At 72.4% G+C, this 12,468-nt stretch carries 9 protein-coding genes and 1 pseudogene; 1 reads left to right on the top strand and 9 read right to left on the bottom strand.

Going from position 1 to position 12,468, the window contains the following annotated elements:
- Nucleotides 1-363 precede the first annotated feature (363 nt).
- Nucleotides 364-3,513 (top strand): isoleucine--tRNA ligase, encoded by a 3,150-nt coding sequence (ileS, locus tag ABD358_RS25335; protein ID WP_344633468.1) that lies wholly within the window; start codon nucleotides 364-366, stop codon nucleotides 3,511-3,513.
- Nucleotides 3,514-3,718: 205 nt separating this feature from the next.
- On the opposite strand, the gene ABD358_RS25330 is transcribed toward ileS, so the two are convergent.
- The 9 genes and pseudogenes from ABD358_RS25330 to ftsW form a co-directional block, all read right to left on the bottom strand.
- Nucleotides 3,719-4,804 (bottom strand): DivIVA domain-containing protein, encoded by a 1,086-nt coding sequence (locus ABD358_RS25330; RefSeq protein ID WP_344633467.1) that lies wholly within the window; start codon nucleotides 4,802-4,804, stop codon nucleotides 3,719-3,721.
- A gap of 48 nt (nucleotides 4,805-4,852) precedes the next feature.
- Nucleotides 4,853-5,137 (bottom strand): YggT family protein, encoded by a 285-nt coding sequence (locus ABD358_RS25325; RefSeq protein WP_344633466.1) that lies wholly within the window; start codon nucleotides 5,135-5,137, stop codon nucleotides 4,853-4,855.
- 70 nt (nucleotides 5,138-5,207) lie between these two features.
- Entirely contained in the window at nucleotides 5,208-5,852 is a 645-nt protein-coding gene (locus tag ABD358_RS25320) for a cell division protein SepF (RefSeq protein WP_344633465.1), read from the bottom strand.
- 182 nt (nucleotides 5,853-6,034) lie between these two features.
- Nucleotides 6,035-6,754: a YggS family pyridoxal phosphate-dependent enzyme gene (locus tag ABD358_RS25315; protein WP_344633464.1), complete on the bottom strand. Its 720-nt coding sequence runs from the start codon at nucleotides 6,752-6,754 to the stop codon at nucleotides 6,035-6,037.
- Between the two features lie 116 nt (nucleotides 6,755-6,870).
- Nucleotides 6,871-7,596 (bottom strand): annotated as a pseudogene (pgeF, locus tag ABD358_RS25310) (peptidoglycan editing factor PgeF); the annotation flags it as partial.
- A gap of 12 nt (nucleotides 7,597-7,608) precedes the next feature.
- Nucleotides 7,609-8,868: a cell division protein FtsZ gene (gene ftsZ / locus ABD358_RS25305; RefSeq protein ID WP_344633463.1), complete on the bottom strand. Its 1,260-nt coding sequence runs from the start codon at nucleotides 8,866-8,868 to the stop codon at nucleotides 7,609-7,611.
- 276 nt (nucleotides 8,869-9,144) lie between these two features.
- Nucleotides 9,145-9,966: a cell division protein FtsQ/DivIB gene (locus ABD358_RS25300; RefSeq protein ID WP_344633462.1), complete on the bottom strand. Its 822-nt coding sequence runs from the start codon at nucleotides 9,964-9,966 to the stop codon at nucleotides 9,145-9,147.
- A 26-nt stretch (nucleotides 9,967-9,992) separates the two neighbouring features.
- Entirely contained in the window at nucleotides 9,993-11,087 is a 1,095-nt protein-coding gene (gene murG, locus ABD358_RS25295) for an undecaprenyldiphospho-muramoylpentapeptide beta-N-acetylglucosaminyltransferase (RefSeq protein ID WP_344633461.1), read from the bottom strand.
- 6 nt (nucleotides 11,088-11,093) lie between these two features.
- The coding region (gene ftsW, locus ABD358_RS25290) for a putative lipid II flippase FtsW (RefSeq protein WP_425576420.1) at nucleotides 11,094-12,468 on the bottom strand (1,375 nt) is incomplete at its 5' end.

Genomic DNA, 12,468 nt, shown 5'->3' with positions numbered 1-12,468 from the left:
GCCCCGCGGCGCGGCCCGAAAACCGGCTCACCGCCATTGGCGGACACCCGTACACTGGGCAGAGCGAAAGGCGTGGAAGGGGACGAGTAGCGTCCGTACGCGGCCACGAGCGACCCGGGGACGGTGTGAGCCCGGGGGCGAGCGCGGCGTGAAGATCACCCCGGAGCCGCCGGAAGAAAGCCGCGCGGCCGAGTCGGGCGCGCGGTGAGTAGAACCGGCATCGCAGCACCAATGAGTGGGCGGTGGGACGCGTATCCGGTGCGCTTCCGCCGTCAAGGAGGGTGGTACCGCGGGAACCCCGCCGACGGGCGGTGGTCTCGTCCCTCCGGCGGAAGTCACGACGTCCGTTGGAGGAAGCTCGCAGTGAGCCAGCAGTCCCCGCCCCAGTACCGTCCGGTGCCCGCCCAGGTGGACCTTCCCGCCCTGGAGCGCGCCGTGCTCGACTTCTGGCGCGAGAACAAGATCTTCGCCCGCAGCCTGGAGCAGTCCGAGGGCCGCCCCGAGTGGGTCTTCTACGAGGGTCCCCCGACCGCGAACGGCATGCCCGGCGCCCACCACATCGAGGCCCGCGTCTTCAAGGACGTCTTCCCCCGCTTCCGCACCATGCGCGGCTACCACGTCGCGCGCAAGGCCGGCTGGGACTGCCACGGCCTGCCGGTCGAGCTGGCGGTGGAGAAGGAGCTGGGCTTCACCGGCAAGCAGGACATCGAGTCCTACGGCATCGCGGAGTTCAACGCCCGGTGCCGCGAGTCGGTGACCCGGCACACCGACGCCTTCGCCGAGCTGACGACCCGGATGGGCTACTGGGTCGACATGGACGACGCGTACCGGACGATGGACCCGCAGTACATCGAGTCCGTCTGGTGGTCCCTGAAGCAGATCTTCGGCAAGGGCCTGCTCGTCCAGGACCACCGGGTGGCGCCCTGGTGCCCCCGCTGCGGCACCGGCCTGTCCGACCACGAGCTGGCGCAGGGCTACGAGACCGTGGTCGACCCCTCGGTCTACGTCCGCTTCCCGCTGACCTCCGGCCCGCTGGCCGGCGAGGCGGCGCTGCTGGTGTGGACGACCACCCCCTGGACGCTGGTGTCCAACACCGCCGTCGCCGCGCACCCCGACGTCACCTACGCGGTGGCCACCGACGGCACCGAGAAGCTGGTCGTCGCCGAGCCGCTGCTGGCCAAGGCCCTGGGCGAGGGGTGGATGGCCACCGGGCAGACCTTCACCGGCCGCGAGATGGAGCGCTGGTCCTACCGCCGCCCCTTCGACCTGGTGGAGATCGAGGGCGCCCACTTCGTCCTCAACGCGGAGTACGTCACCACCGAGGACGGCACCGGCCTGGTCCACCAGTCCCCCGCGTTCGGCGAGGACGACCTGCTGACCTGCCGGGCCTACGGGCTGCCGGTGGTCAACCCCGTCCGGCCCGACGGCACCTTCGAGGAGGGCCTGGAGCTGGTCGGCGGGCAGTTCTTCAAGAAGGCCGACGAGGTGCTGGTCGCCGACCTCGACGCGCGCGGCCTGCTCTTCCGCCACCTGCCGTACGAGCACAGCTACCCGCACTGCTGGCGCTGCCACACCGCGCTGCTCTACTACGCGCAGCCGTCCTGGTACATCCGCACCACCGCGATCAAGGACGAGCTGCTGCGGGAGAACGAGCGGACGAACTGGTTCCCGGAGTCGGTCAAGCACGGCCGCTACGGCGACTGGCTGAACAACAACATCGACTGGGCCCTGTCCCGCAACCGCTACTGGGGCACCCCGCTGCCCATCTGGCGGTGCGAGGACGGCCACCTCACCTGTGTCGGCTCGCTGGCCGAGCTGACCGAGCTGACCGGTACCGACCAGTCCGGCCTGGACCCGCACCGGCCCTACATCGACGAGGTCGTCTTCGACTGCCCCGCCGAGGGCTGCTCCCACCGGGCCACCCGCGTCCCGGAGGTCATCGACGCCTGGTACGACTCGGGGTCGATGCCCTTCGCGCAGTGGGGCTACCCGTACCGGAACAAGGAGGTCTTCGAGAAGCGCTACCCGGCGCAGTTCATCTCCGAGGCCATCGACCAGACCCGCGGCTGGTTCTACACGCTGATGGCGGTCGGCACGCTCGTCTTCGGCCGCTCCTCCTACGAGAACGTGGTCTGCCTGGGCCACATCCTCGCCGAGGACGGCCGGAAGATGTCCAAGCACCTGGGCAACATCCTGGAGCCGATCCCGCTCATGGAGCAGCACGGCGCGGACGCCGTGCGCTGGTTCATGGCGGCGGGCGGCTCCCCGTGGAGCGCGCGGCGCGTCGGCCACGGCACCATTCAGGAGGTCGTCCGCAAGGTCCTGCTGACCTACTGGAACACGGTCGCCTTCCAGGCGCTGTACGCCCGCACCTCCGGCTGGGCGCCGTCGGAGTCCGACCCGGCCCCGGCGGACCGCCCGCTGCTGGACCGCTGGCTCCTCAGCGAGCTCCACGCCCTGGTCGACCAGTGCACCCAGGCCATGGAGGCGTTCGACACCCAGCGCGCCGGCAAGCTGCTCTCCACCTTCGTGGACGACCTGTCCAACTGGTACGTGCGCCGCTCCCGGCGCCGCTTCTGGCAGGGCGACCCGGCTGCGCTGCGGACCCTCCACGACGTGCTGGAGACGGTCACCCGCCTGATGGCCCCGCTGACGCCGTTCATCACCGAGCGGGTCTGGCAGGACCTGGTCGTCCCCGTCACCCCGGACGCGTCGCCCTCGGTGCACATGGCCTCGTGGCCGGCCGCCGACCTGGACGCCATCGACCCGGACCTCTCCCGCGACATGCTGCTGGTGCGGCGCCTGGTGGAGCTCGGCCGGGCCACGCGCGCCGAGTCGGGCGTCAAGACCAGGCAGCCGCTGTCGAGGGCGCTGCTGGCCGCGCAGGGCTTCGAGCTGCTCAGCGACGAACTGCGGGAGCAGATCGCCGAGGAGCTGAACGTCACCTCGCTCGCCTCCCTGTCGGAGGTGGGCGGCTCCCTGGTGGACACCACGGCCAAGGCCAACTTCCGCGCGCTGGGCCGCCGGTTCGGCAAGCGCACCCAGCCGGTCGCCAAGGCCATCGCCGAGGCGGACGCGGCGGAGCTCTCGGCGGCGCTGCGCGCCGGCACGGCGTCGGTGGAGGTGGACGGCGAGACGATCGCGCTGTCGCCGGAGGAGGTCATCATCACCGAGACCCCGCGCGAGGGATGGTCGGTGGCCTCCGACGCGGGCGCCACGGTCGCCCTGGACCTGGAGATCACCCCGGAGCTGCGGCGGGCCGGGCTGGCCCGTGACGCGATCCGGCTCATCCAGGAGGCGCGCAAGAAGAGCGGCCTGGACGTCGCCGACCGGATCGCCCTGCGGTGGCGGTCGGACGACGAGGAGACCGCCCGGGCGCTCACCGAGCACCAGGCCCTGATCGCGGACGAGGTCCTGGCGACCGACTGCGCGGAGGGCAGGGGGGACGGCTCCTTCGGCGAGCCGTTCGCGGACGAGGGGCTGTCCCTGGTCTTCCGGCTCCGCCGCGCCTGACCCCGCCGGGGCGGGCGGCGTCCCCGCGGGGGCGCCGCCCGCCCCGGGCCGTTCCCGGCCTGCGGCGCCGGGTGGGAGCCGGGCCGGGAACGGCCCCGGAGCGGACACACGAACGGGCCGGGCCCGGGATCACTGCGGATCCCGGGCCCGGCCCGTTCGCGATATGCCGACCTGCCGCCTTCCGGAGGCGTCCGTCAGCCGCCGGTCAGTTGTCGTCCTCGTCGATGAGGAAGCCGCGCATCGGCGACGGCGCCTGCTGCATCGGCTGCGGTCCCTGCGGCCGGACGGGAGCCATCGGCTGGGTCATGGCCGGGGACATCTGCTGCTGCCCGCCGTACGTCTGACCACCGCCCTGGGTGTGCCCGCCCTGGTTGTGACCACCCATCGACTGGCCACCGCCCATCGGCTGGCCGCCGCCCATCGTCTGGTGCCCACCGCCCATCGGACCGCCGGCGGGGGCGCCGGCCGAGGCCATCGACGGGGACGGCGGCAGCGAGGCCGTCGCCGGGGTGCGCGGCGGGGCCAGGGAGTCGTCGGCCTGGCTCTCCAGCTGGCGGAGCTGGCTCTCCAGGTACGACTTCAGGCGGGTGCGGTACTCGCGCTCGAAGCCGCGCAGGTCCTCGACCTTGCGCTCCAGCGTGGCGCGGGCGGACTCCAGCGAGCCCATCGCGACACGGTGCTTCTCCTGCGCGTCCCGCTCCAGGGCGTCGGCCTTGGCGCGGGCGTCCCGCTCCAGGCCCTCGGCGCGGCTGCGCGCCTCGCCGACGATCTTGTTGGCCTCGGAACGGGCCTCCGCGATCGCCTGGTCGGCGGTCTGCTGCGCCAGCGACAGCACGCGGGCCGCGCTGTCGCCTCCCGGGGCCTGGCCGCCCATCGGCCCGGGACCCATCGGCCCGGGGCCCATCGGCCCGGGACCGTGCGGGCCGCCCTGCGGCCCGTGCCCGCCTGGACCGGCCGGCAGCTGCGGCGCACCGCCGGGCAGCTGGGGCGGGCCGCCCATCTGCCCCGGCGGGACCGGCTGCGGACCCGATATGGCGGCGGGGACGGGAGCCCCCGGCCTCTCCTGGGGTTCGGGTTTGCGCATGCCCTGCTGTTGCTGCTGCTGGTTCTGCGCCGCGGCCCGCGTCGCCGCGGCCAGCTTGGCGCGCAGGTCCTCGTTCTCCCGGAGCAGCCGGGTCAGCTCGGCCTCGACCTCGTCGAGGAAGGCATCGACCTCGTCCTCGTCGTAGCCCTCTCGCAGGCGGACGGTCGTGAACTGCTTGTTCCGCACGTCCTCGGGGGTCAGCGGCATCTCTTCACCTCAACGTAAGTCATCGGCATATCGGCAAGACCGTATCGCTCACAGCCCGGCCACGACACTGATCAGGATGTAGACGATGATCATCAGCACGAAGAAGGACAGGTCGAGCGCCACACCCCCGAAGCGCAGCGGCGGTATGAACCGCCGCAGTAGCTTGAGTGGCGGATCAGTGACAGTGTAGGTGGCCTCCAGAACGACCACCATCGCCTTGCCGGGCTGCCATGAGCGGGCGAACATGAAGACGTAGTCCATGACCAGGCGGAAGATCAGCACGAAGAGGAAGCATTGCAGCGCAATGAGGACCACCTGCTGTGCCACACCCATCGTGCGCTTCCCTCTCCCCTTCGGTCGTGTCCGGCCGCCTGCCGACCGGGCTGTCCGTACGTACTGACTCTCAGCTCTGGTTGAAGAACCCGCCCTCTGCGATGCGGGCCTTGTCCTCCGCCGTGACATCGACGTTAGCAGGAGACAGCAGGAAGACCTTCTGTGTCACCCGCTCGATACTCCCATGGAGACCGAACACCAGACCGGCCGCGAAGTCGACGAGCCGCTTCGCGTCCGTGTCGTCCATCTCGGTCAGGTTCATGATCACCGGGGTGCCCTCGCGGAAGTGTTCCCCGATGGTACGGGCTTCGTTGTACGTCCGGGGGTGGAGCGTGGTGATCCGGTAGGGCTCTCGCTCGGACACGACCTTGGGCATGATCACCGGCGCGTTCTTCTCCAGGTTCTGGCGTTCGGATGTGATGGATGCCACGGACGCGATCCTGCCGTGGCCGCCGCTTTCGGTGACGATCGCGGGAGGCTGCTCCCGCTCCCGGTGAGCCGGAGGATGGACGACCCGCACCGGCTCCTCGGGCTCGGCCTCCCCGCCGGTCTTCGCCGCGGGGACCCCCAGGGGCTGGTGTGCCTGATGACGCCGGTCCCTCTCGGGCTCCGGCTCGGGCTCGAACTCGTCATCGGGGTCGAACCCCGGGCCGTCGTACCCATCGTCCTCCACGAGGCCGAGGTAGACCGCCATCTTGCGCATCGCGCCGGCCATTCTCTGCGTCCTCCGCTCTGTGGTGGTTCCCCTGCCTTCGGCGGGGAGGCCCCATGCCTGCCTCCGGTGCCTCCGGCGGGAGGCCCCAAGGCCCCGTCACCGGCGGCCTTGGATCCACGCGGCCATCCGCTCCGTGCGGAAATGACCATATTTTCTGTTGTGGTCCGACCTGCTTGGCGACGTTACCGGAGCCCGGGTCGGTCTCCGAGTACCGCACTGCCGATACGCACATGTGTCGCACCGGCGGCCACCGCCTCTTCGAGGTCCGCGCTCATCCCCGCCGACACCATGTTCGCAGCAGGATCCCCCGCCTGCAGGCGGGTTGAGATTTCCCTCAGTCTCCCGAACGCCGCTCCCGGCCTCCCGGCGTACGGGCCGGACAGAGGTGCGACCGTCATCACACCGGCCAGCCGCAGGCCCGGCGCGGCGGCCACCTCGGCCGCCAACTCCTCCACACCGTCGGGCGCGACGCCTCCGCGCTGTCCGGCGGCGCCCGACTCCCGGTCGAGCGCGACCTGGAGGAGGCAGCCGATCCGCCGCCCCTCGCGTTCGGCCGCCGAGGAGAGGGCCGCGACCAGACGGGGCCGGTCCACCGAGTGCACGAAGTCGGCGTAACGCACCACGGAGCGGGCCTTGTTCGTCTGCAACTGGCCCACGAAGTGCCAGGTGAGCGGCAGGTCCGCGCAGGCCTCGGCCTTGGGCGCCGCCTCCTGGTCGCGGTTCTCCGCCACGTGCCGCACCCCGAGTTCGGCCAGCAGCCGCACATCCTCGGCGGGGTAGGTCTTGGTGACGACGATCAGGGTCACGTCCTCGGGCGCGCGCCCCGCCGCGACACACGCGCGGGCGATGCGCTCCTCCACCCGGGCGAGGTTGGCGGCCAGTTGGGCCTTGCGGTCGGTCACTCCCCACACTCCCCGTCCGCCGCTCCGGCACCGTCCGCGGACGCCGTCCGGCCTCCTCCACGACCCGGGTTCCCCGGAGCGCCCGGTTCATCCGGCCCCTGCCGGGTTCCCGTTCCGTCCAGCCAGACGTAGCTCGCCAGCCGTCCGGTGACCTTCTCCCGGCGGTACGAGTAGTGGTCCCGCGACTCCAGCGTGCACACGGAGGGGCGCGGCGGCTCCGGGACGCCGAGCCGGGCGAGCTGGGCGCGGACCCCGGCTCCGACGTCGACCGCCGGGGTGCCCCGGCGCGTGGTGGCGTACGCCTCCGGCACCACGGCCGCGACCTCCTCGCGCATCCGCTCCGGCACCTCGTAGCAGAGCCCGCACACCGAGGGGCCGATGCGGGCGACGACGCGCGCCGGGTCGGCGCCCAGGGAGGCCATCGCCTCGACCACCGCCGGCACCACCCCGGCGACCAGCCCGGGCCGTCCGGCGTGCGCGGCGCCCGCGATCCCGGCGACCGGGTCGGCGAGGAGGACCGGGACGCAGTCGGCGGTGAGGACCGCGAGCACCGGGCCGGGGCGGTCGGTGACGACCGCGTCCACGCACGGCACGTCCCCGGTCCCCCAGGGACCCCGGACGACGGCCACGTCGCGGCCGTGCACCTGGTTCATCCAGACCACCGAGGCCGGGTCCAGGCCGAGCGCCTTCGCGGCCATCTCCCGGTTGGTCCGTACGGCGCCGGGGTCGTCCCCGACCGCGCCGCCGAGGTTGAGTTCGTCATACGGAGCGGCGCTCACCCCGCCCCACCGGTCGGTGAAGGCGAAGTGCGCGCCGCTCACGCTGTCGTGCTGTCCTATCACGTCACACGGTGCTTACTTGAGGAAGTCCGGCACGTCGAGCTCCTCGGCCTGTCCCTCCACCGGGTACGGCCGGGCCGGGGGCACCTGCGGCCCGGTGGACGGTCCGGTCTCGCCGGTCCCCGTGGACGGGGCGCCCGTGCCGAAGACGGGCGAGGGGTCGCTCAGCGGGGACACGGGGGACGGCTCGTCCTCGCGCGGGGTGACGGAGCCGAGCCCGCCGAAGGACGGGCGGTCGGTGTCGGAGGGCGCCGGGCGCGTGCCCGTCGTGCTCTCCTCCTTGCTCCCGTAGGAGCCGAGCACCTTGTCCCGGTTCTTCGCCGGGGGCTGCCCCCCGTCGAAGCCCGCCGCGATGACGGTGACCCGGACCTCGTCGCCGAGGGCGTCGTCGATGACCGCGCCGAAGATGATGTTCGCCTCGGGGTGCGCCGCCTCGCTCACCAGCTGGGCGGCCTCGTTGATCTCGAACAGGCCGAGGTCGGAGCCGCCGGAGATGGAGAGCAGGACGCCGCGGGCGCCATCGATGGACGCCTCCAGCAGCGGCGAGGAGATCGCCATCTCGGCGGCGGCCACCGCGCGGTCGTCGCCGCGCGCCGAACCGATGCCCATGAGCGCCGAGCCCGCCTCGGACATCACGGACTTGACGTCCGCGAAGTCGAGGTTGATCAGGCCCGGGGTGGTGATCAGGTCGGTGATGCCCTGCACACCGGAGAGCAGCACCTGGTCCGCGGACTTGAACGCGTCGAGCACGCTCACCTGGCGGTCCGAGATGGACAGCAGCCGGTCGTTGGGGATGACGATGAGGGTGTCGACCTCGTCGCGCAGGGCCGCGATGCCGTCCTCGGCCTGGTTGGCGCGGCGGCGGCCCTCGAAGGTGAAGGGACGGGTGACGACGCCGATGGTGAGGGCGCCGAGGGAGCGTGCGATGTTCGCGACGACGGGCGCACCGCCGGTGCCGGTGCCGCCGCCCTCGCCCGCCGTGACGAAGACCATGTCGGCCCCCTTGAGGACCTCCTCGATCTCCTCGCGGTGGTCCTCGGCGGCCTTCCGGCCCACCTCGGGGTTGGCACCTGCGCCGAGGCCGCGGGTGAGTTCGCGGCCGACGTCGAGCTTGACGTCGGCGTCGCTCATCAGCAGGGCCTGTGCGTCAGTGTTGATCGCGATGAACTCGACGCCCTTGAGACCGACCTCGATCATCCGGTTGATGGCATTGACGCCACCGCCGCCGATCCCGACGACCTTGATGACTGCGAGGTAGTTCTGCGGTGCTGCCACGTCGAAGGCCTCTCGCCTCGAGTTACGTGTCGCCGCTCCACGGTGCTTGCGGTGCGCCGACCTATGCCGAGTGGGACGGTCCGGACGCCGACCCGAACCCTAAGGGTGAAGTTTAGGGTTACCAATGTCTGTCGTTCCTCGGGTTCTTCGGAACGGACACTAGGTCGACTTGCGGTGCGCGTTCAACGAACACGCCGAACCTCCCGTTTTTCTTCTCACCCTATGTGATCAGGCAATGCGGTAGCCAACCAGGGTGCTGGCCCGCCTGCGCGCGCGTCAACTCCCCGACGCCGCCGGAGCGCCGGGAACGCTCACGTCGAACCGCTCCGCCCCGTCCGCCGCCTTCATCAGCAGGACGAGCGAATCGGCCTTCGCGGCGCTCCGCTCGCTGCTCCCCCACACCACCGTGCGTCCGCCGGTCAGCTCCAGGGTGATGGAGTCGTAGGAACGGACCCGGATGGTCCGGGTGTCCCCGCGCACCCCGCCGGGAAGCGCCGAGGCGACCTTCACGGCCTCCCGGCGCATCCGCTCGGCGCCGAAGCGGTGACGGCTGGGCGAGTCGGCGAGGTCCACCACGAGCAGGGGGACCCCCGCGGGCCGTTCGGCGACCGTGCCGAACCGCACTCCTTCGTCGTCCACCTCGGCGTACCCGCGATCACCCCCGTCATGCGCGTCCTCCGCCATGACGGCCACGGGCCTGCGCTCGGCGACCCTCACCTCGATGCCGTGCGGCCAGGAGCGCACGACCTCCACCGAATCGATCCGGAGCAGCCCGTCCCGCAGGCGCCGCTCCACCTCCTCCGGGTCGACCGAGACGAGCGGGTCGCCGACGGGGACGGCGGCGGTCTCCAGGACCTGCCGCTCCGTCAGCACCCGCTCGCCCTCGACCGTGACGCCCTCCACCCTCAGCCACGGGGAGCCGTAGAGCAGCCACAGCGCGAAGCCGCCGAGCACCAGGGCGGGGGCGAGGGCGAGCACCAGCAGCAGGCGGCGGCGCCTGCGGTCGCCCGGCCGGGCGGTCCGGGCCGGGGCGGCGCCCCGCCCCGGCCGCGCCGGGCCTCCGGCGCCGCGCTCGGCGGTCGGTGTCCGTCCGGCCACGTCCCCTGCCCTTCCGCGCCCCGGCGTCAGTCCCGGCCGCGCGCCGCGATCGCTTCGTACACCATGCCGACCAGCAGTTCGTCGGCGTCGCGGCGGCCGAACTCGGCGGCGGCGCGGGACATGTCGTACAGCCGGTGCGGGTCGGTGAGCACCGGCAGGACGTTGTCCTGGATCCACTGCGGCGACAGTTCGGCGTCGTCGACCAGCAGACCGCCGCCCGCCTTGACCACCGGCTGGGCGTTCAGCCGCTGCTCGCCGTTGCCGATCGGCAGCGGGACGTAGGCGGCCGGCAGCCCCACGGCGGACAGTTCGGCGACCGTCATCGCGCCCGCCCGGCAGAGCATCATGTCCGCCGCGGCGTAGGCGAGGTCCATGCGGTCCAGGTACGGCACCGGGATGTACGGGGGCATCCCCGGCATGTTGTCCACCTGCGGCAGCTCGTTCTTCGGGCCGACCGCGTGGAGGATCTGGATGCCGGAGCGCTGGAGGGTCGGGGCGATGGCCTGGACCACCTCGTTCAGCCGCCTCGCCCCCTGGGAGCCGCCGGAGACCAGCAGGGTCGGCAGGCCCTGGTCGAGTCCGAAGGCCGCCCGGGCCTCGGCGCGCGCCGCCGCCCGGTCCAGGGTGGCGATGGACCGGCGCAGCGGGATGCCGACGTAGCGGGCGTGCCGCAGCTTGCTGTCCGGGGTGGAGACGGCGACGAAGCGGGTGTAGCGGGAGCCGATCTTGTTGGCCAGGCCCGGGCGGGCGTTGGCCTCGTGCACGACGATCGGAACCCCGAGCCGCTTGGCCGCCAGGTAGCCGGGCAGCGCCACGTAGCCGCCGAAGCCGACCACGCAGTCCGCCTTGACCCGCTCCAGGATCTGCTCGGCGGCCTTGATGGTGCCGCGCAGCCGCCCCGGCACGGTGATCAGCTCAGGGGTGGGCTTGCGCGGCAGCGGCACGGCCGGGATCAGTTCCAGGTCGTAGCCGCGCTCCGGGACGAGCCGGGTCTCAAGTCCGCGTTCCGTGCCGAGTGCCGTGATCCCCACGGTCGGGTCCTGCCTGCGCAGGGCGTCCGCGAGGGCGAGCGCGGGCTCGATGTGGCCGGCGGTCCCCCCACCGGCGAGTACGACATGCACCGAAATTCACCGCTCTCCGGACGGGCGCCGTGTGGCGCTCCGTCGCATCGTCTTCCGTCTCACCCCAGCCAGCTTCTTTCTCACAGCAGGCTGCCGCATGGCCAGTGCCGCCTTCGCGGCGGGCTCCGTCCTCGCGGACGCGATCAGCAGTCCGACGGCGAACATCGCCGGCAGCAGGGCGGAACCTCCGTAGGAGAACAGCGGGAGCGGAACACCGGCGATCGGCAGCAGACCGAGCACCGCGCCGATGTTGATCACGGCCTGCGCCATGATCCAGGTGGTCACACCTCCCGCCGCGTACCTCACGAAGGGGTCCTCCGTGCGTCCGGCCACGCGGATACCCGCATAGCCTAGAGCCGCGAAAAGAGCGAGCACCGACAGCGTCCCCGTCAGGCCGAGTTCCTCCCCGGTCACGGCGAAGATGAAGTCGGTGTGCGGTTCGGGCAGTTGTCCCCATTTCTCCATGCTCGCCCCGAGTCCGGAGCCGAACCAGCCGCCCGAGGCCAGGGCGTAGATGCCGTGCACCGCCTGCCAGCACGCGTCGTTCGGGCCGGGTTCGGTGGCGCCGAGGCAGTTGAAGCGGGCCAGCCGGTTGGGGCTGGTCCCGACCAGGACGGCCCCGATGACGGCGACGAGGGCCAGCACTCCGCCGAACAGCCGCACGGGCGCCCCCGCCAGCCACAGCAGGCCGGTCAGGATCGCCGCCAGGACGATCGCGGTGCCCATGTCCCTGCCCAGCATGATCAGGCCGAGCAGCAGGAAGGCCACCGGGACGAGCGGCACCAGCAGGTGCTTCCAGTGGACGAGCAGCCGCCTGTCGCCCTTGCGCGCCAGCAGGTCGGCCCCCCACAGCACCAGGGCGAGCTTGGCGAACTCGCTGGGCTGGAACTGGAACGGGCCGCCGAGGTGGATCCAGTTCTGGTTGCCCTTCACCTCGTGCCCGATCCCCGGCACCTGGACCAGGCACAGCAGGAAGACCGAGACGGCCAGCAGCGGGTACGCCAGTCCGCGCAGCAGGGCGACGGGCATCCGGGCGGCGGCCAGCATCAGCAGGGCCCCCAGGGCGGCGGCCAGGAGCTGCTTGCGGAAGAAGTAGGTGGAGGGCAGGCCCGAGCGCAGCGCCTCGATCTGCGAGGCGGAGAAGACCATCACCAGGCCCAGGCCGATGATCAGCAGGCTGCCGCCGAGGATCACGTAGTACGCGGTCAGCGGCCGGTCCCAGGCCCGCTTCGCCCGCAGGTACGGCCGTCGTACGCCCTCCACCGCCCGGCGCGGGCCGCGCGGGGCGGGGCGCGGGGGGCGGGGAGCGGGGGCCGGGGAGCGCGACGGGGTGCCCGGGGCGCCCGGCGCCCCGGGGGAGGCGGCCGGGCGCGGGGTGCGG

Origin of the sequence: Streptomyces glaucosporus (genome assembly GCF_039533345.1) — a bacterium.
GTDB lineage: Bacteria > Actinomycetota > Actinomycetes > Streptomycetales > Streptomycetaceae > Streptomyces > Streptomyces glaucosporus.
This window is presented reverse-complemented; position numbering and strand designations above follow the sequence as displayed.

Bases quoted from the DNA above. Each gene is read 5' to 3' on its own strand.
- ABD358_RS25330 (WP_344633467.1), bottom strand. From the start codon at position 4,804: ATGCCGCTGACCCCCGAGGACGTGCGGAACAAGCAGTTCACGACCGTC.
- ABD358_RS25320 (WP_344633465.1), bottom strand. From the start codon at position 5,852: ATGGCCGGCGCGATGCGCAAGATGGCGGTCTACCTCGGCCTCGTGGAG.
- ABD358_RS25325 (WP_344633466.1), bottom strand. From the start codon at position 5,137: ATGGGTGTGGCACAGCAGGTGGTCCTCATTGCGCTGCAATGCTTCCTC.